The sequence below is a fragment of the Pseudonocardia endophytica genome, assembly GCF_004339565.1.
Lineage (GTDB): Bacteria > Actinomycetota > Actinomycetes > Mycobacteriales > Pseudonocardiaceae > Pseudonocardia > Pseudonocardia endophytica.
Window position 1 is genome coordinate 606,751 of the sequence record NZ_SMFZ01000001.1, and the last position, 26,654, is coordinate 633,404.

The 26,654-nt window shown below is 73.0% G+C and carries 22 protein-coding genes; 4 read left to right on the forward strand and 18 right to left on the reverse strand.

Translation table 11 applies throughout. From position 1 onward, the window contains the following. Window position 1 precedes the first annotated feature (1 nt). The 11 genes from EV378_RS02380 to argC all read right to left on the reverse strand — a co-directional run bounded on the left by EV378_RS02380 (window position 2) and on the right by argC (window position 11,586). Window positions 2-1,021 carry an ABC transporter substrate-binding protein gene (locus EV378_RS02380; RefSeq protein WP_132421115.1) on the reverse strand — a complete coding sequence of 340 codons (1,020 nt, stop codon included), beginning with the start codon at window positions 1,019-1,021 and terminating at the stop codon, window positions 2-4. A gap of 56 nt (window positions 1,022-1,077) precedes the next feature. Then, on the reverse strand, window positions 1,078-1,698 hold the full coding sequence (locus EV378_RS02385; RefSeq protein ID WP_132421116.1) for a DNA-3-methyladenine glycosylase: 621 nt from the start codon (window positions 1,696-1,698) through the stop codon (window positions 1,078-1,080). A gap of 117 nt (window positions 1,699-1,815) precedes the next feature. Next, window positions 1,816-3,039, reverse strand: a complete 1,224-nt coding sequence (locus EV378_RS02390; RefSeq protein ID WP_132421117.1) for an aspartate aminotransferase type Ic — start codon at window positions 3,037-3,039, stop codon at window positions 1,816-1,818. After that, the gene (gene argH / locus EV378_RS02395) at window positions 3,036-4,439 is read right to left on the reverse strand and encodes an argininosuccinate lyase (RefSeq protein ID WP_132421118.1); all 1,404 of its coding nucleotides are present in this window, start codon (window positions 4,437-4,439) and stop codon (window positions 3,036-3,038) included. The genes EV378_RS02390 and argH overlap by 4 nt, the downstream gene beginning before the upstream one ends. After that, window positions 4,439-5,866, reverse strand: coding sequence for an argininosuccinate synthase (gene argG, locus EV378_RS02400; RefSeq protein ID WP_132421119.1), 1,428 nt, complete (start codon window positions 5,864-5,866; stop codon window positions 4,439-4,441). The genes argH and argG overlap by 1 nt, the downstream gene beginning before the upstream one ends. 17 nt (window positions 5,867-5,883) lie before the next feature. Next, window positions 5,884-6,369: an arginine repressor gene (locus EV378_RS02405; protein ID WP_132421120.1), complete on the reverse strand. Its 486-nt coding sequence runs from the start codon at window positions 6,367-6,369 to the stop codon at window positions 5,884-5,886. Next, complete coding sequence (gene argF / locus EV378_RS02410; RefSeq protein ID WP_132421121.1) at window positions 6,366-7,286, reverse strand: ornithine carbamoyltransferase; 921 nt, start codon at window positions 7,284-7,286, stop codon at window positions 6,366-6,368. Before argF ends, EV378_RS02405 begins: the two co-directional genes overlap by 4 nt. After that, a complete protein-coding gene (locus EV378_RS02415; RefSeq protein ID WP_132421122.1) occupies window positions 7,286-8,464 on the reverse strand; it encodes an acetylornithine transaminase in 1,179 nt (392 codons plus the stop codon). The genes argF and EV378_RS02415 overlap by 1 nt, the downstream gene beginning before the upstream one ends. After that, window positions 8,461-9,351: an acetylglutamate kinase gene (gene argB, locus EV378_RS02420; protein ID WP_132427251.1), complete on the reverse strand. Its 891-nt coding sequence runs from the start codon at window positions 9,349-9,351 to the stop codon at window positions 8,461-8,463. Before argB ends, EV378_RS02415 begins: the two co-directional genes overlap by 4 nt. 13 nt (window positions 9,352-9,364) lie before the next feature. Further along, window positions 9,365-10,534 carry a bifunctional glutamate N-acetyltransferase/amino-acid acetyltransferase ArgJ gene (gene argJ, locus EV378_RS02425; RefSeq protein WP_132427253.1) on the reverse strand — a complete coding sequence of 390 codons (1,170 nt, stop codon included), beginning with the start codon at window positions 10,532-10,534 and terminating at the stop codon, window positions 9,365-9,367. Window positions 10,535-10,554: 20 nt separating this feature from the next. Beyond that, window positions 10,555-11,586, reverse strand: a complete 1,032-nt coding sequence (gene argC, locus EV378_RS02430; RefSeq protein ID WP_132427255.1) for an N-acetyl-gamma-glutamyl-phosphate reductase — start codon at window positions 11,584-11,586, stop codon at window positions 10,555-10,557. A 1,055-nt stretch (window positions 11,587-12,641) separates the two neighbouring features. On the opposite strand from argC, the gene EV378_RS35170 reads away from it, so the two are divergent. Beyond that, window positions 12,642-12,959 carry a hypothetical protein gene (locus EV378_RS35170; RefSeq protein ID WP_165922111.1) on the forward strand — a complete coding sequence of 106 codons (318 nt, stop codon included), beginning with the start codon at window positions 12,642-12,644 and terminating at the stop codon, window positions 12,957-12,959. Window positions 12,960-13,526: 567 nt separating this feature from the next. Here EV378_RS35170 and pheT read toward each other — a convergent pair. From pheT to infC, 6 genes are all read right to left on the reverse strand, one after another. Continuing rightward, the gene (pheT, locus tag EV378_RS02440) at window positions 13,527-16,025 is read right to left on the reverse strand and encodes a phenylalanine--tRNA ligase subunit beta (protein ID WP_132421123.1); all 2,499 of its coding nucleotides are present in this window, start codon (window positions 16,023-16,025) and stop codon (window positions 13,527-13,529) included. A 43-nt stretch (window positions 16,026-16,068) separates the two neighbouring features. Next, entirely contained in the window at window positions 16,069-17,127 is a 1,059-nt protein-coding gene (gene pheS, locus EV378_RS02445; protein WP_132421124.1) for a phenylalanine--tRNA ligase subunit alpha, read from the reverse strand. Window positions 17,128-17,162: 35 nt separating this feature from the next. Continuing rightward, complete coding sequence (locus EV378_RS02450) at window positions 17,163-17,993, reverse strand: TrmH family RNA methyltransferase (protein ID WP_207908717.1); 831 nt, start codon at window positions 17,991-17,993, stop codon at window positions 17,163-17,165. Further along, complete coding sequence (gene rplT / locus EV378_RS02455; RefSeq protein WP_132421125.1) at window positions 17,990-18,364, reverse strand: 50S ribosomal protein L20; 375 nt, start codon at window positions 18,362-18,364, stop codon at window positions 17,990-17,992. The genes EV378_RS02450 and rplT overlap by 4 nt, the downstream gene beginning before the upstream one ends. Window positions 18,365-18,481: 117 nt before the next feature. Continuing rightward, entirely contained in the window at window positions 18,482-18,676 is a 195-nt protein-coding gene (gene rpmI, locus EV378_RS02460; RefSeq protein WP_132421126.1) for a 50S ribosomal protein L35, read from the reverse strand. Between the two features lie 118 nt (window positions 18,677-18,794). Further along, window positions 18,795-19,418, reverse strand: coding sequence for a translation initiation factor IF-3 (infC, locus tag EV378_RS02465; protein ID WP_132421127.1), 624 nt, complete (start codon window positions 19,416-19,418; stop codon window positions 18,795-18,797). Between the two features lie 312 nt (window positions 19,419-19,730). On the opposite strand from infC, the gene EV378_RS02470 reads away from it, so the two are divergent. Both EV378_RS02470 and EV378_RS02475 read left to right on the forward strand, forming a co-directional pair. Further along, window positions 19,731-20,774, forward strand: a complete 1,044-nt coding sequence (locus tag EV378_RS02470; RefSeq protein ID WP_165922112.1) for a class I SAM-dependent methyltransferase — start codon at window positions 19,731-19,733, stop codon at window positions 20,772-20,774. Between the two features lie 220 nt (window positions 20,775-20,994). Then, a complete protein-coding gene (locus EV378_RS02475; RefSeq protein WP_132421129.1) occupies window positions 20,995-21,894 on the forward strand; it encodes a glycosyltransferase family 2 protein in 900 nt (299 codons plus the stop codon). Between the two features lie 17 nt (window positions 21,895-21,911). On the opposite strand, the gene uvrA is transcribed toward EV378_RS02475, so the two are convergent. Further along, window positions 21,912-24,845, reverse strand: a complete 2,934-nt coding sequence (uvrA, locus tag EV378_RS02480; protein ID WP_132427259.1) for an excinuclease ABC subunit UvrA — start codon at window positions 24,843-24,845, stop codon at window positions 21,912-21,914. Window positions 24,846-25,247: 402 nt separating this feature from the next. Here uvrA and EV378_RS02485 point away from each other — a divergent pair, with 402 nt between their 5' ends. Further along, entirely contained in the window at window positions 25,248-26,636 is a 1,389-nt protein-coding gene (locus EV378_RS02485; RefSeq protein WP_165922113.1) for a serine/threonine-protein kinase, read from the forward strand. The last annotated feature ends 18 nt before the right edge of the window (window positions 26,637-26,654 follow it).

Below are 26,654 nucleotides of genomic sequence, written 5' to 3' on the forward strand. Positions count from 1 at the left end.
GTCAGCCCGCGGCGCCCGCGAGCTGCTTCGGCACCGTGTCGAGCACGGACGGCAGGCTCAGCACGCTCGAGAACGTCAGCGCGGCCGCCGTCTCGCCCTGGAACGTCTGGGCCTTGCCCGCCTTCACCGCGTTCAGGTTCTGCCAGCCCGGCTGCGCGGTGAACGGCGCCACCTGCGACGGGCTCGACGGGATCAGCGCGAGGATGTTCGCCTGGTTCAGCTGGCCGAGCTGCTCGGCACTGAACTGACCGTAGAACTTGTCGCCCGCGACCTGGTCGAGAGCGGGCACACCCTTCAGGCCGAGCGACGCGAAGAACCGTGACCGCAGGTCCTGCGGGCCGTACACGAAGAACCCGCCGCCCGCATCGGTGCTCGGGAGCACGCTCGCGATCGTCTTGCCCTCCAGCTGGGGGTTCTGCTGGCGGGTCTGCGCGATACGCGCCTCCAGGTCGGACACGAGCTTGTCCGCCTCGGCGGTCCTGCCGACGGCCTGGCCGGTCAGCTTCGTCGCGTCCTGCCACGGGACGCCGTAGTCGGCGAACCCGGTCGGCGACGCGATCACCGGGGCGATCCGGGAGTAGTCGTCGTACTGGGCCTGGGTCAGGCCTGCCGAGATCCCGACGATCAGGTCCGGCTGCAGCGCGGCCAGCGACTCGGTCGTCGGGCCGGCGAGCGGGATCACCTGGGGCTGCGCGCCGCCCAGCTTGTCCCGCGCCCACGGCCACGTCGCCGACGGCTGCTCACCGGTGAACTCGCGGATGGCGACCGGGACGACGCCGAGCGCCAGGAGCGCGTCCTGGTCGGTGTAGCCGAGCGACACGACGCGCTGCGGTGCGGCGGGCACCGTCGTGCTGCCGTACTTGTGCTGCACCGTGACCGGGAACGCGCCGCCCTCACCGGACGGGGCGGAGCCCTGCGGCGACTCCGAACCGGAACCGCACGCGGCCAGGACACCCGCACCGAGCGCGAGGACGGACAGAAGTAGGAGTAACCGGACCAACCGGTGAGGGAGCGTTCGCACGCGCTGAGGTTAGGCTGTCCTGCAACGCCCGTCGAGAGGTGATCCCGGGACGGGCGTCACGCCGCTCCGCCGCGTCGGGTCCTGACCTTCCCCGGGCGGTAGGGACTGACGGCCTCCGACCCGTCGACCCAGTACCGCCACGGCAGCTCGGCCGCCGCCGCGACGCCGACCCGCGGCCCGGTGCGCACGAGGTCCGCGGCGACCGGATCGTCGGCCAGGAGACGGACACGGGACGACGGGTCGGTCAGGTCCAGCCCGTTGTCCTCGCGGGTCAGCCCCAGCAACGACGCCAGCCGGGCCGGGCCGCGGGCGAGGTCGGCGTCCCGGCGCGCGGTCGGCCGGCGGACGCGCGCCGGGCCAGGATCGGTGAGCAGCTCCCCCGCCCGCATCAGTACCGCTCCGGCGACGCCGTCGGTCAGGCACGTCACGTTCGCGCAGAAGTGCATGCCGTAGACGAAGTACACGTACAGGAACCCGGCCGGGCCGAACATGACGGCGTTGCGCGGCGTTCTCCCCCGGTAGCTGTGCGACGCCGGGTCGTCGGCACCCCGATAGGCCTCGACCTCGACGAGCCGGACGGCGACGGTCCCGTCGTCGGTGTCCGCCTCGAGCGTGCAGCCGAGCAGCCGGCGGGCGGCCGGGAGGACGTCCACCGCCAGCTCGGAGCGGTCGAGCATCGCCGGCGACGGCTCCCCCGGCCCGAACGAACGGCCCGTTCGGGCAGTCCCACTGCTCGAGGGTGCCGTTCGTTCGGCGGAGGTGGTCTCGTGCTCGGAGGAGCCTGCGTCCCTCACCTAGCGGCGGGCGAGCGCGAGCTGCACGCAGGTGACGACGCCGGCCATCGCGCGCTCGATCTCGTCGAGCGGCGGCAGCGTCGGTGCCAGGCGGATCACCGCGTCCTGCGGGTCCTTGCCGTACGGGTGGGTCGCCCCCGCCGGGGTGAGCGCGATCCCGGCCTCCTTGGCCAGGCGCACCACCTCGGACGCGAGCCCGTCCGGCACGACCAGCGAGACGAAGTACCCGCCCTTCGGCTCGGTCCAGGTGACGCCCTCGGTGTCGGAGAACGCGTCCGACAGCAGGCGCTGGACCATCGCGAACTTCGGCGCGATCAGCTCACGGTGCGCGGCCATGTGCGCACGCACCCCGGCGGCGTCGCGCAGGAACAGTGCGTGCCGCAGGTGGTTCACCTTGTCCGGGCCGATCGTGCGCTTCGAGGTCAGCGCCAGCCACCAGTCGACGTTGGCCTGCGACGCACCGAGGAACGCGACACCGGACCCGGCGAGCGTGATCTTCGACGTCGACCCGAACACGAACGGCCGGTCCGGGTTCCCCGCCTCGGCGGCCAGCGCCAGCACGTCGGCGATCTCGATCTCGTCGGAGGTCAGGTGGTGCACCGCGTAGGCGTTGTCCCACATGATCCGGAAGTCCGGCGCGGCCGTCTCCATGGACGCGAGGCGGCGCACGGTCTCGTCGGAGTACACGACGCCGTCCGGGTTCGAGTACTTCGGCACGCACCAGATGCCCTTGATCGACGGGTCGCCCGCCACCAGGCGCTCGACCTCGTCCATGTCCGGGCCGGACTCCGTCATCGGCACCGGGAGCAGCTCGATGCCGAGGCGCTCGCAGACGCCGTAGTGCCGGTCGTAACCGGGCACCGGGGCCAGGAACGCGACCCGCCCGGCGTCCACCCAGCGCGTCGGGGCGCCCGGGAGCGGGGACAGCAGCGCGTGCACGAGCGTGTCGTGCATCAGCTCCAGGCTGGAGTTGTTCGACGCGATCAGCTGCTCGACCGGCACCTGCACCAGCGGCGCGAAGATCTCGCGCAGCTCGGGGAGGCCCTGGCCGCCGCCGTAGTTGCGGGTGTCGGTGCCCTTCGGCGAGACGTGGTGACCGGCGCCCGGCAGGTCCAGCATCGGAGCGGCCAGATCGAGCTGCTCCGACGACGGCTTGCCCCGCGTCAGGTCGAGCTTCAGCCCCTGGGCCTTGAGCTCCTCGTAGGCGGCTGCCGGGTCGGTCATGCGTGTCCTCCGGTGAACTGTCGGATCTCGGTCGCGGCCGCGTCCAGGGCCTCGAGCTGTTCGACGACCCGGACGCCCGCGGTCCCGCCGCGCGCGTTCCGCGACGCGATGGAGCCTTCCACGCTCAGGACCGAGCGCACATCCGGGTTCAGGGCCGGGTGGACGGCGACGAGCTCGTCGTCGGTCAGGTCCTCCAGGCCGACGCCGCGGTCCTCGGCCGCGCGCACGCAGCCGCCCGCCGCCTCGTGCGCGACCCGGAACGGGACACCCTGGCGCACCAGCCACTCCGCGACGTCGGTCGCGAGCGTGAACCCGGCCGGGGCCAGCTCGGCGAGCCGGTCGGTGTGGAACGTCAGCGTCGCGACCATCCCGGCGACGGCCGGGAGCAGGAGCTCCAGCTGCGCGACGGAGTCGAACAGCGGTTCCTTGTCCTCCTGCAGGTCGCGGTTGTAGGCGAGCGGGAGGCCCTTCAGCGTGGTCATCAGGCCGGCCAGGTTGCCGACCAGCCGTCCGGACTTGCCGCGCGCCAGCTCCGCGACGTCCGGGTTCTTCTTCTGCGGCATGATCGAGCTGCCGGTGGAGAACGCGTCGTCGAGCGTCACGTAGCCGAACTCCGCGGTCGCCCAGACGATCACTTCCTCGGACAGCCGGGACAGGTCCACGCCGATCATGGCCAACACGAACGCGGCCTCGGCCGCGAAGTCGCGCGACGCCGTCCCGTCGATCGAGTTCGCCGACGACGTGGCGAAACCCAGCTCGGCGGCGACCGCCCCCGGGTCCAGGCCGAGCGACGATCCGGCCAGCGCGCCCGAGCCGTACGGCGACACGGCGGTCCGGCGGTCCCAGTCGCGCAGCCGGTCCACGTCGCGCAGCAGCGCCTGCGCGTGCGCGGCCAGGTGGTGGCCGAGCAGCACCGGCTGGGCGTGCTGCAGGTGGGTGCGCCCGGGCATCGCCGCGTCCGGGTGCGCGCGGGCCTGCGCCACCAGCGCGTCGACGACGTCGAGCACGCCGGCACCGACCCGGCGGGTCGCGTCGCGCAGCCACATCCGGAACTGCGTCGCGACCTGGTCGTTGCGGCTACGCCCGGCGCGCAGCTTGCCGCCCAGGTCGGGGCCGGCCCGCTCGATCAGCCCGCGCTCCAGCGCGCTGTGCACGTCCTCGTCGTCCGGAGCCGGGCCGAACGCGCCGGACGCGACGTCGGCGTCCAGCTTGTCCAGCGCCGCGAGCATGTCGCCCAGCTCGTCGTCGGTGAGCAGGCCCGCCCGCGCCAGCACCCTGGCGTGCGCCTTCGAGCCGCGGATGTCGTACGGCGCCAGCGCCCAGTCGAACTGCGTGGACTTGCTCAGCGCGGCCAGCGCGTCGGCCGGTCCGGACGCGAACCGCCCACCCCACAGGGCCATCAGTCGTTGCCCGCTTCGAGAGCGGCCTCGTCGAGGGCCGCTTCGTGGTCGTCGTCGTCGCTCGCCGCGGCGATCCGGTCGAACCCGCCGGAGGGCAGCTCCCCGAACAGAGTTCCGTGCTCGACGAGCACCGTCCCCTGCTCCTGCGGCTGGACCGCGTAGGCCTCGAGCTTGGCGCGGGAGTCGGCGATGTCCAGGTTGCGCATGGTGAGCTGGCCGATCCGGTCCGTCGGACCGAACGCGGCGTTCTCGACGCGCTCCATCGACAGCCGGTCCGGGTGGTAGGAGAAGCCGGTGCCCCAGGTGTCCATGATCGAGTAGTCGTCGCCGCGCCGGAGCCGCAACGTGACGGTGCCGGTCACGAGCGACGCGATCCAGCGCTGGATGGACTCGCGCACCATCAGCGCCTGCGGGTCGAGCCAGCGGCCCTCGTAGAGCAGCCGTCCGAGCTTGCGGCCCTGTGCGTGGTAGTTCTCGACCGTGTCCTCGTTGTGGATCGCGTTCACCAGCCGCTCGTAGGCGATGAACAGCAGCGCCATGCCGGGCGCCTCGTAGATGCCGCGCGACTTGGCCTCGATGATCCGGTTCTCGATCTGGTCGGACATCCCGAGGCCGTGGCGTCCGCCGATGGCGTTGGCCTCCAGCACGAGGTCGACGGGCGTCGCGAACCGCTTCCCGTCGATCGCCACCGGGTAGCCGCCCTCGAACGTGATCGCGACGTCCTCCGTCGGGATCTCGACGGACGGGTCCCAGAACTTCACGCCCATGATCGGCTCGACGGTCTCCAGGGACACGTCCAGGTGCTCGAGCGTCTTCGCCTCGTGCGTCGCGCCCCAGATGTTGGCGTCGGTGGAGTACGCCTTCTCCGCGGAGTCGCGGTAGGGCAGGTCGTGCGCCGTCAGCCACCTGCTCATCTCGTCGCGCCCGCCGAGCTCGGAGACGAAGGCGTCGTCGAGCCACGGCTTGTAGATCCGCAGCTCCGGGTTGGCGAGCAGGCCGTAGCGGTAGAACCGCTCGATGTCGTTGCCCTTGAACGTCGAGCCGTCGCCCCAGATGTTGACGTCGTCGGCCTGCATGGCCCGGACCAGCAGCGTCCCGGTGACGACGCGGCCGAGCGGCGTCGTGTTGAAGTACGTCCGACCGCCGGACCGCAGGTGGAACGCGCCGCACGCCAGCGCCGCCAGGCCCTCGTCGACGAGCTGGGGCTTGATGTCGACCGCACGCGCGATCTCCGCGCCGTACTCCTTCGCCCGCGGGGGCACGCCGGCGATGTCCGACTCGTCGTACTGGCCGAGGTCGGCGGTGTAGGTGCAGGGGATCCCGCCCTTGTCGCGCATCCAGGCGACCGCGACGGAGGTGTCGAGGCCTCCGGAGAACGCGATGCCGATGCGCTCGCCCTTGGGCAGCTCGCTGAGGACCTTGCTCACGGTTCTCCTTCTCGGTTTCACAGATCGCGCAGCAGTGCGACGAGCTCGGCGCCGGACAGCGGCTCGCGGGCCACCACCATGAGGGTGTCGTCGCCGGCGATCGTGCCGACGACGTCGTGCAGTGCGGCCCGGTCCAGCGCGCTGGCCAGGTAGTGCGCGGCACCGGGCGGGGTCCGCAGCACGGCCAGGTTCCCACTCGCGTCCGCGGACACCAGCAGCTCCCCCAGCAACCGGGACAGCCTCCCGGTCCCGCCCTCGACGCCGGGCAGCGGGTTGCCGTCCTCCGGGATGCGGTAGACCGGCGTGCCGCCGTCGGCACCGCGCAGCTTCACGGCGCCGAGCTCGTCGAGATCCCGGGAGAGCGTGGCCTGGGTGGTCTCGATCCCGCTGGTGCGCAACAACGCCAGCAGCTCACCCTGGCTGCGCACGGCGCGCTGGGTGACGAGCTCGACGATCCGGGCCTGCCGCGCGACCCGGGTCGCCGTGCCGTTGCCGGCGTTCATTTCCCCAGCAGCCAGGTCAGCAGCGCCTTCTGCGCGTGCAGCCTGTTCTCCGCCTCGTCCCACACGGCGCTGGACGGGCCGTCGAGGACCTCGTCGGTGATCTCGTCGCCGCGGTGGGCGGGCAGGCAGTGCAGGACGATCGCGCCGTCCGCGGCGTGCGCGAGCAGCTCGGCGTTGACCTGGTAACGGCGGAACGGGCCGATCCGGTCCATGCCGTCGCCCTCCTGCCCCATCGACACCCAGGTGTCGGCCACCAGCACGTCGGAGCCCTCGACGGCCGCGTGCGGGTCCGCGATCAGCGTCACCGAGCCGCCGGTCTCCTCCGCCCGCGCCTTCGCGTCGCGCAGGACGTCGGGATCGGGCACGAAGCCGGTCGGCGCGGCGATCCGGACGTGCATCCCGGCGGTGACACCACCCAGCAGCAGCGAGTGCGCCATGTTGTTCGCGCCGTCGCCCAGGTAGGTCAGCGTCACGCCGGCCAGGCGGCCGAACCGTTCCCGCACCGTCTGCAGGTCGGCCAGCACCTGGCACGGGTGGAACGAGTCGGTCAGCGCGTTCACGACCGGGACGCGGGCGACCGAGGCCATCGCCTCGATCCGCTGCTGCCCGGACGTCCGCCACACGATCGCGTCGACGTAGCGGGACAGCACCCGCGAGGTGTCCTCGATCGTCTCGCCGCGCCCGAGCTGGCTGGTCGCGCCGTCCAGGATGATCGCGTTGCCGCCGAGCTCGGCGATCCCGGCCTCGAACGACACGCGGGTGCGGGTCGAGGACTTGTCGAACACCACGGCCACCGACCGGGGCCCCGCGAGCGGGCGCGCGCCGAACCGGTCGGCCTTGGCGCGGTCGGCGAGGTCCAGGATCTCGGCCTGTTCGGCCGGGGTCAGGTCGTCGTCGCGCAGGAAGTGGCGGACCATCAGGCCTCCTCGGCCCGATCCAGGATCGCCGGGAACGCCCCGAGGAACTCGCGCGCCTGGTCGTCGGACAGCGTCAGCGCGGGAGCGAGCCGGATACGGTCCGGCACAGCGTTGTTGACGAGGTACCCGGCGTCCCGCGCCGCGGCCGCGACCTGCGCGGACAGCGGCTCGGTGAGACCGACACCGACGTGCAGACCGGCACCGCTGACGTCGGAGACCAGGGGGTGGCCGAGTGCCTCGATCCCGGAACGCAGCTCCTTGCCCAGCCGGGACACGTGCTCCAGCAGGCCCTGCGACGCGACCGTGTCCAGTACCGCGAGCGCCGCCGCGCAGGAGATCGGGTTGCCGCCGAACGTCGTGCCGTGCTGGCCCGGCTCCAGCAGCGCGGCCGCGTCGCCGATGCCGACGCACGCGCCGATCGGCAGGCCGCCGCCGAGCCCCTTGGCCAGCGTGACGACGTCCGGGGTGATGCCGAGCGGCTGGTGGGCGAACCAGGCGCCGGTGCGGCCGATGCCGGTCTGCACCTCGTCCAGCACGAGCAGCGCACCGCGCTCCGCGGTGATCCGGCGCGCCTCGGCCAGGTAGCCCTCGGGCGGGACGATCACGCCCGCCTCGCCGAGGATCGGCTCCAGGAACACGGCCGCCGTCCGGTCGGTGACGGCCTTGTCGAGCGCGTCGACGTCGCCGAACGGGATGTGCGAGACGCCACCGGGCATCGGCTCGAACGGCTCCCGCTTGGCCGGCTGCCCGGTGAGCGCGAGCGCGCCCATCGTGCGGCCGTGGAACGCGTTCTCGCAGGCGATGATCTCCGGACGGCCGGTCCGGCGGGCGATCTTGAAGGCCGCCTCGTTGGCCTCGGTGCCGGAGTTGCACAGCAGGATCCGCGCCGACGGCTGGGCCAGCAGCTCCTTGAGCCGCTCGGCCAGCGCGAGTGCGGGCTCGGTGATGAAGAAGTTCGACGTGTGCCCGAGCGTCGACACCTGCTTCGTGACGGCCTCGACGACGGCGGGGTGCGCGTGGCCGAGCACGTTCACCGCGATCCCGGCGTACAGGTCGAGGTAGCGCTTGCCGGTGTCGTCCCACACCTCGGCGCCCTCGCCGCGGACCAGCGTCAGCGGCGGGGTGCCGTAGTTGTTCATCAGCGCGTCGGCCCAGCGCTCCTGGTACGTGCTGGTCATGACGGCAGCACCATCGTTCCCACTCCCTCACTGGTGAAGACCTCGAGCAGCACCGAGTGCGGCACGCGACCGTCGATCACGTGTGCCTGGCCGACCCCCTCGCGCACCGCCCGCAGGCAGGCCTCCATCTTCGGCGCCATGCCGGACTCGAGCCGGGGCAGCATGGGCTCCAGCTCGTCCGCGGTGAGCGAGGTGATGATCGACTCGGGGTCCGGGTAGTTCCGGTACAGGCCCTGGACGTCGGTGAGCACGACGAGCTTCGCCGCGTCCAGCGCGCCCGCCAGCGCGGCGGCCGCGCTGTCGGCGTTGATGTTGTGGACCTGGCCGTCGGCGTCCGGCGCGATGCCGGCGACGACCGGGATGCGGCCGGCCGCGACGATGTCCAGCACGGCGTCCGGGTTCACCTCGGTGACGTCGCCGACGAGTCCGATGTCGACCTTCTCGCCGCCGACCGACGCGGTGCGCCGCTCAGCGGTGAACAGGCCGGCGTCCTCACCGGACAGTCCGACGGCCAGCGGTCCGTGCTGGTTGATCAGGCCGACGAGCTCGCGCCCGACCTGCCCGAACAGCACCATCCGGACGATCTCCATGGTCTCCGGCGTGGTCACCCGCAGGCCACCGCGGAACTCGCCGGAGATCCCGACGCGCTTGAGCATCGCGGTGATCTGCGGACCGCCCCCGTGCACGACGACCGGGCGGATCCCCGCCAGCCGCAGGAACACCATGTCCAGGGCGAACGCCTGCTTGAGCTCCTCGTCGACCATCGCGTTGCCGCCGTACTTGACGACGACGATCCGGCCGTGGAAGCGCTGGAGCCACGGCAGGGCCTCGGCCAGGACCTCCGCCTTCTCCTTCGCCCGCTTGATCCGCGCCGGAACGGGTGGCAGGTCGGTCGCGTCGTCAGGAGGAGTAGGCACTGTTCTCCTCCACGTACGCGTGGCTGAGATCGGTCGTGCGGATCTCCGCCGTGCCGTCGCCGAGCCCGAGCCCGACCTCGACCAGCACGTCCTTGCCGGACAGGTCGGCGGCCGCGCGGTCACCCGCGACGACGGCGCCCCGGCAGAGCAGCACACCGTTGATCGTCACGTCGAGCGTCTCCGGCTCGACGGCGGCGTCCGCGTACCCGGCCGCGGCCGCGATCCGGCCCCAGTTCGGGTCCGACCCGAAGATCGCCGTCTTGACCAGCGAGTCGCGCGCGATCGTCCGGGCGACGACGACGGCGTCGTCCTCGCTCGCGGCGCCGGTGACCCGCACCGTGATCCGCTTCGTGACGCCCTCGGCGTCGGCCTGCATGCGGGCCGCGAGGTCCTGGCAGACGCGCGTGAGCGCCGTGGTGAACTCCGCGGGGTCCGCCTCGACCCCGGACGCGCCGGAGGACAGCAGCAGCACGGTGTCGTTCGTGGACATCGAGCCGTCGATGTCGAGCCGGTCGAAGCTCAGCCGCACGGCCTCGTGCAGCGCGGCGTCCAGCGCGGGCTGCTCCAGCACGGCGTCGGTGGTGATCACCGACAGCATCGTGGCCATCGAGGGTGCGATCATCCCCGCGCCCTTGGTGGTGCCGCCGACCGTCCAGCCGGCCGGGTCCGTCACGGCATCCTGTTTGGACACCGTGTCGGTGGTCATGATCGCGGTCGCGACCGCGGACCCTCCGTCCGCCGTGGCCGCCAGCTCCCCGGCCGCTTTGTCCACACCGGACAGCACGTTCGGCAGCGGCAGCTGCTCGCCGATCAGGCCGGTCGAGCAGACGGCCACCTCGACGGCACCGCATCCCAGCAGCTCCGCGACCCGCTCGGCCGTGCTGTGCGTGGCCTGGAAGCCCTCCGGTCCGGTGCAGGCGTTCGCGCCGCCGGAGTTCAGGACGACGGCCCGCAGCCGTCCGGCGGTGAGCACCTGCTCGGTCCAGAGGACGGGGGCGGCCTTGACCTTGTTGCGGGTCAGGACACCGGCCGCCGCGAAGCGAGGGCCGTCGTTGACGACGAGCGCGAGGTCCAGCTTTCCGGGTTTGGCGCTGATCCCGGCCGGGACGCCCGCGGCGCGGAATCCCTGTGCGGCAGTCACACCCCGTGCCATCTGTTCGCTCGCGGGCTCGCTCACGGCGCGATCCCCGTCGTCGACAGGCCGGCCGTCTCCGGGATCCCGAGGGCGAGGTTCATGCACTGGATCGCGCCGCCTGCGGTGCCCTTCGTCAGGTTGTCGATCGCGGCGACGGCGACCAGCCGGTTCGCATCCCGGTCCACCGTGACGCCGACGGCCACCGTGTTCGCGCCGAGCGTCGACGAGGTGGCGGGCCAGGTGCCCTCCGGGAGCAGGTGGACGAACGGCTCCCCCGCGTAGGCCTTCGCGTAGGCCTCGTGGACCGACGACGGATCGACGCCCTCCGCGAGCGGCGCCGAGCAGGACGCGAGGATGCCGCGCGGCAGCGGCGCCAGCACCGGGGTGAAGCTCACCGAGACCCGGCGGCCGCACGCGTTCGTCAGGTTCTGGATGATCTCCGGCGTGTGCCGGTGGGTACCGCCGACGCCGTAGGCGGACAGCGAGCCCATCACCTCGGCGCCGAGCAGGTGCGGCTTGAGCGACTTGCCCGCGCCGGACGTCCCGGTCACCGCCGTGATCACGACGTCGGGAGCGACGAGGCCCGCGACCAGCGCGGGAGCCATGGCCAGGCTCGTCACCGTCGGGTAGCAGCCGGGGACGGCGATCCGGCTGGTGCCGCGCAGCGCGTCCCGTCCGCCGGGGAGCTCCGGCAGGCCGTACGGCCAGTGCCCGGCGTGCTCTCCGCCGTACCAGCGGTCCCACGCGTCGGCGTCGGAGAGCCGGTGGTCGGCGCCGCAGTCGATGACCAGGGTGTCGTCGCCGAGCTGGGCGGCGAGGGTCGCGGAGCGCCCGTGCGGCAGGGCGAGGAACACGACGTCGTGCCCCGCCAGTTCCTCCGGCGTGCTCTCCGCGAGCACCCGGTCGGCCAGGGGCAGCAGGTGCGGCTGGTGCTCACCCAGTCGCGATCCCGCGTTCCCGCCCGCCGTCAACGTCCCGATCTCCACGTCCGGGTGCGCCAGCAGCAGCCGGAGGAGCTCTCCCCCGGCGTACCCGCTGGCACCCGCCACCGCGATGCGAACCACGTGGATGATTATGCAGTGAGCTGGAATCCGATGCAAATCGGCGATCGTGACGGATTCCGCGGAACGGCCACGGGGACCGTGGGCACGACCGTAGCGTCCCGCGCGTGCGGACGACGGTGGGCTCGCGGGGCGCTCGACGAGCGGGTGTGCTGGCCTGTGGCCTGCTCCTGACCGCGCTCGCCGCCGGGTGCGCGCAGGCCGTGCCCGGCACGCCGCATGCCGAGGGTGAGGGTCCGACGACGTCGAGCGGCTCGAGTGCGGAGGCGGCACCTCCGACGGATGTCCGGGAACCGTCCGGGCGACCGACCGTCACCGTCGAGCCCGACGAGACGGAGCCGCTGATCCCGGGGCCGTTGAGCACCGCGCCGTCTCCGCCCGCCACGCCGGCTCCGACGTCGGCGCCGACCCCGGCTCCGGCTGCACCGGACGGGTCGTCGGGTGCCGGTAGTCCGCTCGCGGCCGGTCCGACCGGAACGGAGCGGTCCGGCTCCGGGTCGGCCGGGTCCGGTTCCGGCGGGTCCGGATCCGGAGGCTCCGGGCCGGGTGCCGCGGGGTCCGGCCCGCAGTCAGGTGGATCCGGCTCCGGTCCGGGTGGGTCCAGGTCGGGCGGGTCCGGGTCAGGGTCTGCCGGCTCCGCCTCCGGGTCCGGGTCCGGGTCCGGCGGGCCGGGGTCGGGTGGGTCGGGGTCGGGTGGGTCCGGGTCGGGTGGGTCCGGGTCGGGCGGGTCCGGGTCGGGTGGGTCCGGGTCGGCTGGGTCCGGGTCGGGCGGGTCCGGGTCGGGCGGGTCCGGGTCGGGTTCTGCCGGCTCCGCGTCCGGGTCCGGGACGGGCGGGGGCTCCGGCGGATCGGGTGGGGCCGGATCCGGGGGCTCCGGGTCCGGCGGCTCCGGATCCGGCGGGGCGCCCGACCAGAACCGGTCTCCTGCGTCGGCCGCACCCGCAGCCCCGGCCCCGCAGCCCGCACTGCTGACGGCCGACGTCCTCGACGACGAGTGCCTCCTCGATGCGTCGGGCTTCGCGGCCCTGCTCGGTGGTCCGGTCGGGAAGCCGGCCGAGGCCGCGGTGATCCGCCCGGACGGATCCACGACCCGCAGCTGCTACGCCGCCTCCCGCTCCGGCGACCCCACCCCCACCGCCGCGATCAACGTGTACCGCGTGAACAGCGGCACCCCGGCCGCGTTCGTCCGCGCGACGGCCGGCGGACGACCGCTCCCGGGGGTCGGCGAGGCCGCGGTACTGCTCGACACGGTCGGTGGCACGACGCTCCAGGTCGCGACGGCCAGGTACCTGATCACCGTCAACGTCGTCGACGCGGCGCCGTCCGCCGAGCGGTGGACCACAGCGGGACGGGCCGTCGCAGCCGTCGCCACCCGTCCCTGAGCGGGGGCCACCGCACACGACGCGGACGACTGTGACAGTCGTCCCCATGATGCGCACGGACGTCACATCCGCTCGGACGGGACAGCGGCGGCCGAGCGCTGAGCAACTGGGCGGCCCGGGCGGTGGGCCGCGAGATGCGATCGGCCCGGAGGGGTACCGGTCGCGATCGGTCCGCGGAGAACGACGACCGGAACGTTCCGCCCGATGCCTCGACGGGATCGAGAGGAACGTTGCGGCGGTGGCGGCAGCCGGAACGTTCCACTCGATCCCGGAACCCGATCGGGAGGAACGTTGTGGTGGTCGACGCCGCCGTGAGGTGGCGGTCGATTCCCGACGCGGCACGCATCGTGCGTACCCGCCGCACCGTGCCGCCCGGCGAACGGATGTGGCATCCGTTCCGAGGATGCGTGCGGATGTCGCATCCGTCAGGGCGGGAGCAGTGGCGCGGCCGGACGCCGCGCAGCCGGGCGCCGCGCAGCGCGGCCGGGCGCAGCGCGGTCGGGCGCAGCGCGGCCGGGTGCAGCGCGATCGGGTGCAGCGCGGCCGGGTGCAGCGCAGCCCGCCGGGTCAGCGCAGGACCGCTCCGTGGCGGCGGGAGGCCTCGGCGACGGCGGCGTCGCGCGCGGTGTTCGCCTCCTCGTTCGTCAGCGTCCGGTCCGGGGCACGCAGGCGCAGCGAGAACGCGAGCGACCGGCGCCCGTCGCCGACCTGAGCTCCCGAGTACACGTCGAACAGGCGGACGGCCTCCAGGAGCGAGCCGCCGCCGTCGGTGAGCGCGTCGGCGAGGTCGGCCGCCGGCACGTCGTCCGCGGCGACCAGCGCCACGTCCACCGCGACCGGCGGGTACGCGGACACCGACGGCACCGGCAGCGTCTCGACCAGCGGGATCGCGTCCAGGTCGAGCTCCATCGCCGCGGTGCGCGGCGCCAGCCCGAGCGCTTCGACGACCTTCGGGTGCAGCTCCCCCGCGTGCCCGACGAGCGTGTCCCCGGCGAACAGCGCGGCGCACCGGCCCGGGTGCCACGGCGCGTACTCGGCCCGGGCGGAGCGCAACGTCACGCCGGCCGCCGCACCGACCAGGCGGGCCGCTTCGACGGCGTCGGACCAGGCCGCCGCGCGCCCCTGACCCCACCAACCGCGGGGCTCGCGGTTCCCGGACAGCACGACGGCCACGTGCGTCGGCTGGGCGGGCAGCGCGGCCCGGATCCGCTCGTACACCTCGTCCGACGGGCGCTCGGTCACCGGCGGGTCGGGGATCTCGGTCGGCGCGGCGCCCGGCTGGGCGATCTGGCCCACGGTGTAGAGCGCCAGGTCGTCGAAGCCGCGGGAACGGTTGCGCACCAGCATGTCCAGCAGGCCGGGCAGCAGCGTCGTCGCGATCCGGGACCGGTCCGCGTCGAGCGGGTTGGACACCGCGACGGTGCGGCGGCGCTCGTCGTCGGCGGGCAGGCCCAGCTGGTCCCACACGCCGTCGGAGACGAACGGGAACGGCAGTACCTCGACGTGCCCGGCCTCCGCGAGCGCGCGCGAGACCGCCCGGCGGCGGAGCTGCTCTCGCGTGAGCCCGCGTCCGGGCGGTGCGGGCGGCACGAGGGACGGGATGGCGTCGTAGCCCTCCAGCCGCAGCACCTCCTCCACCAGATCGGCCGGCTGACGCAGGTCCGGACGCCAGGTCGGCGGCGTGGCGACGACGACACCGTGGCCGTCGGTACCGGTCTCGATGTCCGTCCGGCACCCGACCTGGTTGAGACGGCGGACGGTGGCGCCGCGCCGGTAGGCGACGCCGGCGGTGCGGTCCGGCAGGTTCAGCGCCATCCGCACGGACGGCACGGCGGGCACGCCGCCCTCGTCGGTGCGTCCGTCGGCGTACGTGCCACCGCCGAGGTCGACGAGCAGCTTCGCCGCGCGCTCGGCCGCGTACGGCGGTAGCGCCGGGTCGACGACGCGCTCGAACCGCTTCGACGCCTCGCTCGGCAGCTTGTGTCTGCGCGCCGTGCGGGCGACGCCGGCGGGGTCGAAGTGCGCGGCCTCCAGCAGCACGTCGACGCGCGCGCCGTCGGGCAGGTCGGCGGCCAGCGGGATCTCGGTGCTCTCCCCGCCCATCACGCCGGCCAGCCCGATCGGGCCACTGTCGTCGGTGATCAGCAGGTCGTCCGGGTCGAGCTTCCGCACGACGCCGTCGAGCGTCGTCAGTGTCTCCCCGGGCTGCGCCGGGCGCACGACGATCTCACCGGACGTCCGGCCCGCGTCGAACGCGTGCAGCGGCTGGCCGAGATCGAGCATCACGTAGTTCGTGACGTCGACGGTCAGCGAGATCGGGCGCATCCCCGCGGTGATCAGCCGTCGCTGCATCCACCACGGTGTCGGCGCCTTCGGGTCGACGCCGTTCACCCGGCGCGCGACGTAGCGCGGGGCACGCGCGGTGTCCTCGATCCGGACCGGCCACGCGTCGCCGTCGGTGTCCGGCAGGGCGATCCGCACGACCGGGTCGGTGTAGTCCGCGTCGGTCGAGGTGGCGAGCTCCCGGGCAAGGCCGCGCAGCGAGAAGCAGTAGCCGCGGTCCGGCGTGACGGCCAGCTCGATCACCGGCTCGTCGAGGCCGAGGACGGCCTTCGCGTCGTCGCCGGGCTCCGCCGTACCGGGCGGCAGCACGAGGATGCCGGAGTGGTCGGCGCCGAGCCCGAGCTCGCGGGCCGAGGCGATCATGCCGTCGGACGTGTGCCCGTAGGTCTGCCGCGACGCGATCGCGAACCCGCCGGGCAGCACGGAGCCGGGCTCCGCGACGACGACCAGGTCGCCCACGGCGAAGTTCGTCGCGCCGCAGACGATCCCGCGCGTCAGGTCGCCGAGCGCCACCTGGCAGTAGCGGATCGGCTTCTTGAACTCGGTGAGCTCCTCGATCTCCTCGACGCGGCCGACCGTCAGCGGGCCGGTCACGTCCGGAGCCGGATGGATCTCCTCGACCTCCAGCCCGACGCGGACGAACGCGTCGCCGACCTCGTCGGCCGTGGCCGGAAGGGCGGCGGCGTCCAGGTGCTCACCGAGCCAGGACACGGACACTCGCACGTTGCTGCTCCCTGCGAAAGAACGACTGCGAAGAAGGACTGCCTCAGACGCCGAACGCGGTGCTGAACCGCACGTCGCCCTCGACCATGTCGCGCATGTCGGGGATGCCGTTGCGGAACATCAGCGTCCGCTCGATGCCCATGCCGAACGCGAATCCGGTGTGGACGTCCGGGTCGACACCGCAGGCACGCAGCACGTTCGGGTTGACCATGCCGCAGCCGCCCCACTCGACCCAGCCCGCCCCGCCCTTGCGCTGCGGGAACCAGAGGTCCACCTCGGCGGACGGCTCGGTGAACGGGAAGAACGACGGCCGCATCCGGGTCCCGGCGTCCGGCCCGAAGATCGCGCGGGCGAACGCGTCGAGCGTGCCCTTGAGGTGCGCCATCGTCAGACCCTCGTCCACGGCCAGCCCCTCGACCTGGTGGAACACCGGGGTGTGCGTCGCGTCGAGCTCGTCGGTGCGGAACGTGCGGCCCGGGCAGACGACGTAGACCGGGAGCTCGCGGTCCAGCAGCGAGCGGACCTGCACCGGCGACGTGTGGGTTCTGAGTACGAGGCCGGAGTCCTGGCCGCCCGCTGCGCCGCCCTGGGACAGGTAGAACGTGTCCTGCATGGTCCGGGCCGGGTGGTCCTTGCCGAAGTTGAGCGCGTCGAAGTTCAGCCAGGACGCCTCGACCTCGGGGCCCTCGGCGACCTCCCAGCCCATCGCGACGAAGATGTCGGCGATCCGCTCGGAGAGCTGGGTGATCGGGTGCCGGGCACCGCGCGGGCGCCGGTCCCACGGCAGCGTGACGTCGACCGACTCCTCGGCGAGCACGCGCGCGTCGCGCTCCTCCAGGAGAACCGCGCGGCGCTCGTCGAACGCGGCCTGTGCCTCCTGGCGAGCCGCGTTCACGCGCTTGCCCGCGTCCGCACGCTCGGGCCCGGGCAGCTCGCCCAGCGACCGGCGGGCCAGCGGGATCGGGGCGCGGTCACCCAGGTGCGCCGGCTTCACGGCGGCCAGCGCGTCCAGGTCGACGGCGGCGTCGAACGCGGAGCGCGCGGCCTCGACGGCCGCCTTCAGCGCGTCCGGGTCCAGCGGGTTCGCAGCGTCGTCACTCATGGTGCCCTCGATCGTAGTCACGTGATGCCACCGGGTTACCCGCAGGTCACGGGAGTGCGCGCGGCCACCGTGGCGTACAGGCAGACGGCCGCCGCGGTGGCCAGGTTGAGCGACTCGGCCCGGCCGAGGACGGGCACCCGCACCCGGTGGTCGGCCGCGTCGAGGACCTCGCGTCCGGCCCCGTGCGCCTCGCTGCCGAACACCCACGCGACGGGACCCGCGAGCACGTCGGCGAGGCCGCCGTCGTAGAGACCGGTCTCGCCGCGACCGTCCGCGACGAGCGTGGCCAGACCGGCGTCCCGGCACGCGTCGAGCACGCCGGGCACGTCCCGGTCCCTGGTCACCGGCAGGTGGAACAGGCTCCCGGTGGACGCGCGGACGGCCTTTCCGTTGTGCGGGTCGACCGTGTCCCCGGCCAGCACGACCCCGCCGCACCCGGCGGCGTCGGCGACCCGGACGACGGTCCCGACGTTGCCCGGGTCCGAGATCCCGGCGCAGACGGCGACGAACGTCGCTCCGTCCACGACGTCGGCGAGCGGCACGTCCACGAGATCGCAGACCGCGACCAGCCCCTGCGGGGTCACCGTCTCGGACAGCGCCGCGGCGGCCTCGTCCGTGACCGGGCCGATCCGCACACCGCGGGCGGCGGCCCGGTCCAGCAGGTCCGGGTTCCGGTCCGCGGCGGTCGCCGTCACGAACACCTCGTGCACGGTGACGTCGCCGTCCAGCGCCTCGCGGACGGCCTGGGCGCCCTCCACGAGAAAACGCCCGGCCCGGTCGCGCCCCGCGCGTCGCAGCAGCTTGCGTGCGGCGACGACGCGGGGGGTGCGGACGGACGCGGGCGTACCCGAAGCCCGGCTGGTCAGGCCGCCTTCTCCTGCGCCGGCAGGTTGTCCTTGGCGACCGTGACCAGTGCGGTGAACGCGGCCGGGTCGCTGACGGCGATCTCGGCCAGGTTCTTGCGGTCGACCTCGACCCCGGCGGCCTTCAGGCCCTGGATGAACCGGTTGTAGGTCATGTCGTTGGCCCGCGCCGCGGCGTTGATGCGGGTGATCCACAGCTGCCGGAAGTCGCCCTTGCGCGCGCGACGGTCCCGGTAGGCGTAGTTCATGGAGTGGAGCATCTGCTCCTTGGCCTTGCGGTAGAGCCGCGAGCGCTGCCCGCGGTAGCCGCTGGCCGACTCCAGCGTGGTGCGGCGCTTCTTCTGGGCGTTCTCCGCGCGCTTCACGCGTGCCATGGGTCTGTCCTGTCTCTCGGGGTGCCGCGGTCCGGGGGGTCCGTCGTGCGGATCGCCTCGCCCGGGCGGCGGGGTCTGCGGGGTGGAGCGGAGGGCCGGCCTGCGCGGCCCGGCCGGTCAGCGGCCGAGCAGCTTCTTGATGCGCTTCTGGTCCGGCTTGGCGACATCGACGACGCCGGACAGGTCCCGCTTCTCCTTGCGGGACTTGACCTCCAGCCGGTGCCGCAGGCCGGTCTGCTGGCGCTGGAGCTTGCCGCTCCCGGTGGTGCGGATCCGCTTCGCGGTTCCCTTGTGCGTCTTGTTCTTGGGCATGAGAGATCCGTTCCGTGTGACACCCGCGAGGGGCGTCGGTCCGTACTGCGTCGTCCCGGCCGGGGGCGACCGGGTGTTCGTGGCCGCCGGGCGCCTGCGCGCCCGGCGGTCGGGCTGCTCAGCCCTCTGCGGCTGCGGCCTCGGCCGGCGCGGCCTCGGCAGCGGCGGGCTTCTTGCCCGGCTTCTTCGTCGGCGCGAGCACCATGGTCATGTTCCGGCCGTCCTGCTTCGGAGCGGCCTCGACGACGGCGATGTCACCGATGTCCTCGGCGAGGCGCTGCAGCAGCCGGTAGCCGAGCTCCGGGCGCGACTGCTCGCGACCACGGAACATGATCGTGACCTTGACCTTGTTGCCGCCCTCGAGGAAGCGCCGGACGTGGCCGCGCTTCGTCTCGTAGTCGTGCTTGTCGATCTTCGGCCGGAGCTTCTGCTCCTTGATCACGGTCAGCTGCTGGTTGCGCCGGGACTCCCGGGCCTTCTGCGCACTCTCGTACTTGAACTTGCCGTAGTCCATGAGCTTGCAGACCGGCGGGCGGGCCTGGGCCGCGACCTCGACCAGGTCGAGGTCGGACTCCTGGGCCAGCCGCAGGGCGTCCTCGATACGCACGATGCCGACCTGCTCCCCGTTCGGCCCGACGAGTCGGACCTCAGGAACGCGGATGCGGTCGTTGATGCGTGTCTCTGTGGTGATGGGGTCTCCCGTGTGTCGGCGGTATCGACTGGTGTCGGCGACGACAAGCAAAGACCCGATGATCGGTCGACGACGGATCACGCCCGCCGGCGGCCGGACCAGGAACCCGGACGCCGGAGGCGGGCGGGTGGGAGCGGGGCTCCACTTGACGCCCTGACACGTGCGAGAACGCGCGCCAGGGTGGTCGCATTCCCGAGAGTAGCAGGGATGCGAGCCGCACGGGTGCGGGGCCCGCACCGGACACCTGCATCGATCCCGCACGACGAACCGGACGTTCCACGTGGACGTCGTCAAATTACCCTATGTAGGCGCAACGGCTATTGCAAAACCGATCAGGTGTCGCTAGAAAGCGGAACGTCGTGCATGAGGTCACGTCACGCCCGCCTCGTACGCCGATCGGAGCAGTACACGATGTGGAAGTACGCCGCCGTCGCCGCGGCATCCCGCGCATTCTCGCTCAACTCCTCGACGCGGTGGGTGTACCGCAGGCTCGGCAACGTCGCGCTGACCCGCATGCGCGTGGCCGACGGCCTGCCGGAACGCTACGTCGACCGTGCCCGGCGCCTGCTCGCGGCCTGCGAGACGAACCGGATCCTCCGCCCAGGGGACGCCGTGCTGGAGCTCGGGACCGGCTGGGTGCACTGGGAGGCGCTGGTCCTGCGCCTGTTCCACGACGTGGAGATCACGCTCTACGACGTGTGGGACAACCGGCTGTTCACCGCGTTCCGGTGCTACGCCGACCAGCTCGATGACCACCTGGACGATCTCGGTGAGGAGCTCGGGTTCGACCCGGCCCGCGTGCGGACGGCACACGAACGTCTCGGCGCGGCGCGGTCGGCCCGCACGTTCGACGAGCTCTACGACACGCTCGGCATGCGCTACGTCGTGGAGCCCAGCGGCATGCTCGAGGAGCTGCCGGAGAGCCACTATGCGCTCGTCGTGAGTGCGGACGTGCTCGAGCACGTGGACGCCGCGACGCTGCCCGCGTATCTGGCGCGGACCACGGCGCTGCTGCGGCCGGGCGGATGGTCCCTGCACCAGATCGACCTGGTCGACCACTTCCACTACTTCGACCCGAGCTGCTCGCCGAAGCACTTCTACCGCTACGACACCGCGACGTGGCGGCGGCGCTGGGACAGCTCGGTGCAGTACGTGAACCGCGTCCAGCGTCCGGAGTGGCTCGACCTGTTCGAGGCGGCCGGCCTGCAGCTGCGCCGCGAGGAGCGGGTGTCCGAGCCGATGGGCGACGTCCCGCTGGCGGGCGCGTTCCGCGGTCTCGCCCAGGAGGACGTCGACTGCCTGCAGACCATCCTGCTGCACCGCAGGCCGGAGCCGGCCGTCCCACACCAGGGCACCTCCACCGAGAACCCGGCCGCCGCCACCATCGCCCCGGCGAGTCGCCACTGACGACCCGGGTCGGACCAGTCGGTCATTCTAACGTTCTCGTCACATGATTTGACGATTCCGACATCTGTGCCGTTGTCGCAGGTACCGGCGCCAACCCTATGATCTCACCGTCCCACCGCTGTCCGTGCGACGGCAGGTCGGGCGGCCCCGTACCGCCCGTCATCCGGCGTCCCCACCCGGGCCTGTCGCAAGCACGGCGACCCGACCCCAGGGAGCCTGCGTGACGGTCAGACCGTCGTCGACGATGGAGGAGCCGGCCGGTGCGGCCGAGCACCTGCCGGACCCGACCCCGGCGGTGTCGATCTGCATCCCGGTCTACCAGGGCGCCGCGTTCGTGGGGCGTGCCGTGCACAGCGCGCTCGCGCAGACGTTCGAGGACGTCGAGATCGTCGTCCGGGACAACGGCAGCACGGACGGCACGAGCGACGTCGTGCGCGAGTTCACCGACCCGCGGATCCGCCTGGAACGCAGCGACGACACGGTGCCGCTGCCGGAGAACTGGAACCGGGCGGTGGCGCTCTGCCGCGCGCCGCTGGTCAAGGTCGTCTGCGCGGACGACGTGCTCGCACCGGACTGCCTCGCCCGTCAGGTCCCGGCGATGGACGACCCGGACATCGCTCTGTCCGCCGGCCGGATCGACATGCTCGACGAGGACGGCCGTGTGATCGTCGGGAACTGCGGCGTGCGCGGGCTGGTCGGCACGCACGACGGCCAGGACGCCGTCCGCGCGATCGTGCAGCACGGAGGCAACCCGATCGGCCCGCCGATCTCGGGCCTGTTCCGCCGCTCCGCGTTCGACGCGGTCGGTGGCTTCGACGCGGACCGCGTGTTCCTGATGGATCTCGATCTCTGGGCCAGGCTGCTCGACCACGGCCGGTTCCACGGGGTCGGCGAGACCGTCGCCGGCTACCGGATCAGCGCGTCCACGGTGTCCGGGCAGGCCGGCCGTGAGGAGTTCCGCGGGCAGCGGACGTTCACCACCGAGCTGGCCGACCGCTGGGACCTCCCGCGCCAGGACGTCGTCCGTGGGACCGTCGGGGCCTACACGGCGCTGGCCCGGCGGCTCGGGCTGGTCGTGGTGAGCCGGTGGCGCCGGCAGCGGGCGGATCCCGCCGCCTGACCTGCCGGCCCTCACCGTCAGCTTGCTGCGGCCGCGCGCCGCCTGCGCGCCGGGCGCTTGGCGGCGGGCTCCTCGGGTTCGACGAGCGGGCGCAGGAACCGGCCGGTGTGGCTCTCCGGGTTCGCCGCGATCTGCTCGGGCGTGCCCTCGGCGACCACCGTGCCACCTCCCGAGCCGCCCTCCGGGCCCATGTCGATGACCCAGTCCGACGTCTTGATCACGTCCAGGTTGTGCTCGATCACGATCACCGAGTTGCCCTTGTCCACCAGGCCCTGGATCACGGCGAGCAGCTTGCGGATGTCCTCGAAGTGCAGCCCCGTGGTCGGCTCGTCGAGGATGTAGATGTTCTTGCCGTTGGTGCGCTTCTGCAGCTCGCTGGACAGCTTCACGCGCTGCGCCTCGCCGCCGGACAGCGTCGGGGCCGGCTGGCCGAGCCGGACGTAGCCGAGCCCGACGTCGACGAGCGTGCGCAGGTACCGGCTGATCGACGTGATCGGCGCGAAGAACTCCGCCGCCTCCTCGATCGGCATGTCCAGCACGTCCGCGACGGTCTTGCCCTTGTAGTGCACCTCGAGCGTCTCCCGGTTGTACCGGGCGCCCTTGCAGACCTCGCACGGCACGTAGACGTCCGGCAGGAAGTTCATCTCGATCTTGATCGTGCCGTCGCCGGTGCACGCCTCGCAGCGTCCGCCCTTGACGTTGAACGAGAAGCGGCCCTCCTGGTAGCCGCGCACCTTCGCCTCGGTGGTCGCGGCGAACAGCTTGCGGATCTTGTCCCACACGCCGGTGTAGGTGGCCGGGTTGGACCGCGGAGTCCGCCCGATCGGCGACTGGTCCACCCGCACCAGCTTGTCCAGCTGGTCCACGCCGTTGATCCGGGTGTGCCGCCCCGGCACCTGTCGGGCGCCGTTCAGCCGGTTCGCCAGGACCGTGGCCAGGATGTCGTTCACCAGGGTCGACTTGCCGGACCCGGACACGCCGGTGACCGACACCAGACCGCCCAGCGGGATGTCCACGTCGATGCCGTGCAGGTTGTGCTCGCGGGCGCCGACGACCGTCAGCTTCCGCTTCGCGTCCAGCGCGCGGCGCTTCTCCGGCACCGGGATCGACCGGCGACCGGACAGGTACGCCCCGGTCAGCGACGTGTCGTGCGACTCGAGGCCCTCGACGCTCCCGCTGTGCACGATGTGGCCACCGTGCTCCCCGGCGCCGGGGCCGATGTCCACGGCCCAGTCGCTGGAGCGGATCGTGTCCTCGTCGTGCTCGACGACGATCAACGTGTTGCCCAGGTCCCGCAGCCGGGTCAGCGTGTCGATCAGCCTGCGGTTGTCCCGCTGGTGCAGGCCGATCGACGGCTCGTCCAGCACGTAGAGCACGCCGACCAGCCCGGACCCGATCTGCGTCGCCAGCCGGATCCGCTGTGCCTCACCACCGGACAGGGTGCCCGCCGCGCGGTCCAGCGACAGGTACTCGAGGCCCACGTCGAGCAGGAACCCGAGACGCGCCTGGATCTCCTTCAGCACCCGTCCGGCGATCATGGCCTGGCGCTCGTCGAGCACCATGCCGTTCAGGAACTCCGCGCAGTGGGCCACCGACATCGCCGAGACCTCGGCGATCGAGCGTTCGCCCTGCGTCTCGTGCCCGAGCGTGACGGACAGGACCTCCGGCCGCAGGCGTGCCCCGTGACAGGCCGGGCAGGGCACGTCCCGCATGTAGCCCTCGTAGCGCTCCCGCTGCGACTCCGACTCGGTCTGGTCCAGCCGGCGGTCGAGGAACGGGATGACGCCCTCGAAGTTCGCGTAGTAGGCGCGCTCCCGGCCGTACCGGTTCCGGTACCGGACGTGCACCTGGTCGTCGCTGCCGTGCAGCACGGCCTTCTGCGCCGCCGCGGGCAGCGTGCGCCACGGGGCGTCCATCCGGAAGCCGATCGCCGTCGACAGACCGGTGAGCAGCCGCCCGAAGTACTCGGCGTTGTGCCCGCCGGACCACGGTGCGATCGCGCCGTCGGCCAGGCTGAGATCGGGGTCCGGGACGACGAGCTCCGGGTCGACCTCCTTCTTGATCCCGATGCCGGTGCACTGCGGGCACGCGCCGTAGGGCGAGTTGAACGAGAACGTCCGGGGCTCGAGGTCGTCCAGCGACAGCGGGTGCCCGTTCGGGCAGGCCATCCGCTCGGAGAACCGGCGCTCGCGCTCCGGGTCCCCCTCGTCGAGGTCGACGAACTCGAGCACGACCAGCCCGTCGGCCAGCCGCAGCGCCGTCTCGACCGAGTCGGTCAGCCGCTGCTTGGCCGTCGCCTTGACCGAGAGCCGGTCCACCACGACGGAGATGTCGTGCTTCTCCTGCTTCTTCAGCGTCGGCGGCTCGGACAGCGGATACACCGTGCCGTCCACCAGCACGCGCGAGTAGCCCTGGCCCTGCAGCGTCGAGAACAGGTCCACGAACTCGCCCTTGCGGGTGCGCACGACCGGGGCAAGCACCTGGAACCGGGAGCCCTGCTCCATGTCCAGCACCTGGTCCACGATCTGCTGCGGCGTCTGCTTCTCGATCACGTGCCCGCAGGTGGGGCAGTGCGGCACGCCGGCCCGTGCGTAGAGGAGCCGCAGGTAGTCGTACACCTCGGTGATCGTGCCGACGGTCGAGCGCGGGTTCCGGTTCGTCGACTTCTGGTCGATCGACACCGCGGGCGAGAGGCCCTCGATGAAGTCGACGTCCGGCTTGTCCATCTGCCCGAGGAACTGCCGTGCGTACGCCGACAGCGACTCGACGTACCGGCGCTGCCCCTCGGCGAAGATCGTGTCGAACGCGAGGCTGGACTTGCCGGACCCGGACAGCCCGGTGAAGACGATCATGCTGTCGCGCGGGAGGTCCAGGTCGACGCCCTGGAGGTTGTGCTCCCGGGCGCCGCGCACGACCAGCCGCGGACCCCCCGGCGCGCCCGGCGTCGGCACGGCCGAGCGGACGTCGGTGAGGGGGGCCTCGGTGAGGTGGTCGGTCACGGTGCGCGCCTCCTGAGCTGCCGGCGGACGAAGGACCTGCGACGGATCGGACGGGATCCGGTCGGCCCGTGGACGATGCTAGGACGGACCCCCGACAAGAACGCGTCGAGAACCCGCTCGCGGAGTCCCGAGCGGCGGACGACCGTCGGGACGCGCCGGACGTCGTCCCGGCGCGGTGCTGCGCTGTACAACGCCGGACGGACCGTTCGCCTTCCCGGCCGCGACCGCCGATCGTCCGGGAACGAGGATCGCACACGCGTTCGACTCGCTCCGGAGCAACCCTGGGGTACGGACACGAGCACGGTGGAGCTCCACTACGTTGTGTCACTCGACCGGGTGACACGAGGGGGCGCGGTGGAGACGAGCACGGCCGGGACCGGTCTTCCGGACACCGTCCTCGGTGGTCGCTACGAGCTCGGGGACGCGATCGGCAGGGGCGGGTCCGCGACCGTGTACCGGGGCCGGGACCGCACGACCGGACGCGCCGTCGCGGTGAAGATGTTCGGCCCTGCGGTCGACGGCGTGCCGGCACGGCGCCGCGAGCGGGAGATGGAGCTGCTCTCCCGGCTGGACCATCCCGGCCTGGTCGGCGTCCTCGACGCGGGCGTCGCGGACCACGAGCGCCCGTTCCTGGTGATGGAGCTCGTCGACGGCCTCACGCTGGCCGCGTGCCGGGGCCGGGGCCCGCTGCCGGCGCCGCAGGTCGCGCGCATCGGTCGCGAGCTGGCGCGCGCGCTCGCGCACGTGCACTCCCACGGGATCACCCACCGCGACGTCACCCCGGCCAACGTCCTCCTCGACGGCACCGGACGCGCCCGCCTGACCGACTTCGGGATCGCGCTGCTCGTCGACCAGACCCGGATCACCACCACCGGCGCCGTGATCGGGACGGCCGCCTACATGTCGCCCGAGCAGGTGTGCGGGGAGCCGGTCGGCCCGCCGACCGACGTCTACGCACTGGGGCTGGTGCTGCTCGAGGCCGTGACCGGCCGGGTGGCGTACTCCGGCACCGGGAAGGAGGTGGCGATCGCGCGCCTCGCCCGCAGGCCGGAGATCCCGGCGGATCTGCCCGGTCCGCTCGCCGCCCTGCTCCCGGAGATGACCGCGGACCGCCCGGACGACCGCCCGACGGCGGCCGAGGTCGCGTCCGCGCTCGACGACGGAGACCCCCGCACGATGATGGTGATCGTCCCGTCGCAGCGTTCCCCGGAGCCCCTGCCGGAGGGACGCCGGACCGCGGTCGGGCCACCGGTGGCCGTCCCGCCAGGAGGCCGGACCGCCGCCGGGCCTCCGGCGCCGACCGGATCGCCGGGGTCCCCGCTCCGACGGCGGCCGGTGCTGATCGCGGCCGGCCTCCTCGTTGCGGCCGGTCTGGCCGGGGCCGGGGCGTGGTCGCTCACCGGGTCCGCACCGGAGGACGGCCGCACCCTCTCGCCGGTCGCGACGCCGCCGGTGGGCTCCGTGCTCCCTGCGCCGTCGTCCGCGCCCGTGCCGGTGCGCGCGATGGTTCCGACGTCCGTTCCCGCGGCTCGGGAGGCCGCCACCGGCCCGACGGCGACCGGCGATGCGTCCCGGACAGCCACCGTCCCGTCCACGCGCGAGGCCGCGGCGCCCGGGAACCGGGCCGCGGGCGCCCGCGGCGCGGAGAAGGGCGACAGGAAGGGCGACCGCGGCCGGGGCGGGTCGCACACCGGGAAGCGCGACGGCCACGGCGACGCCGGGAGGGGTCGCGGTCACGACTGATCCGCGTCCGCACCGTCA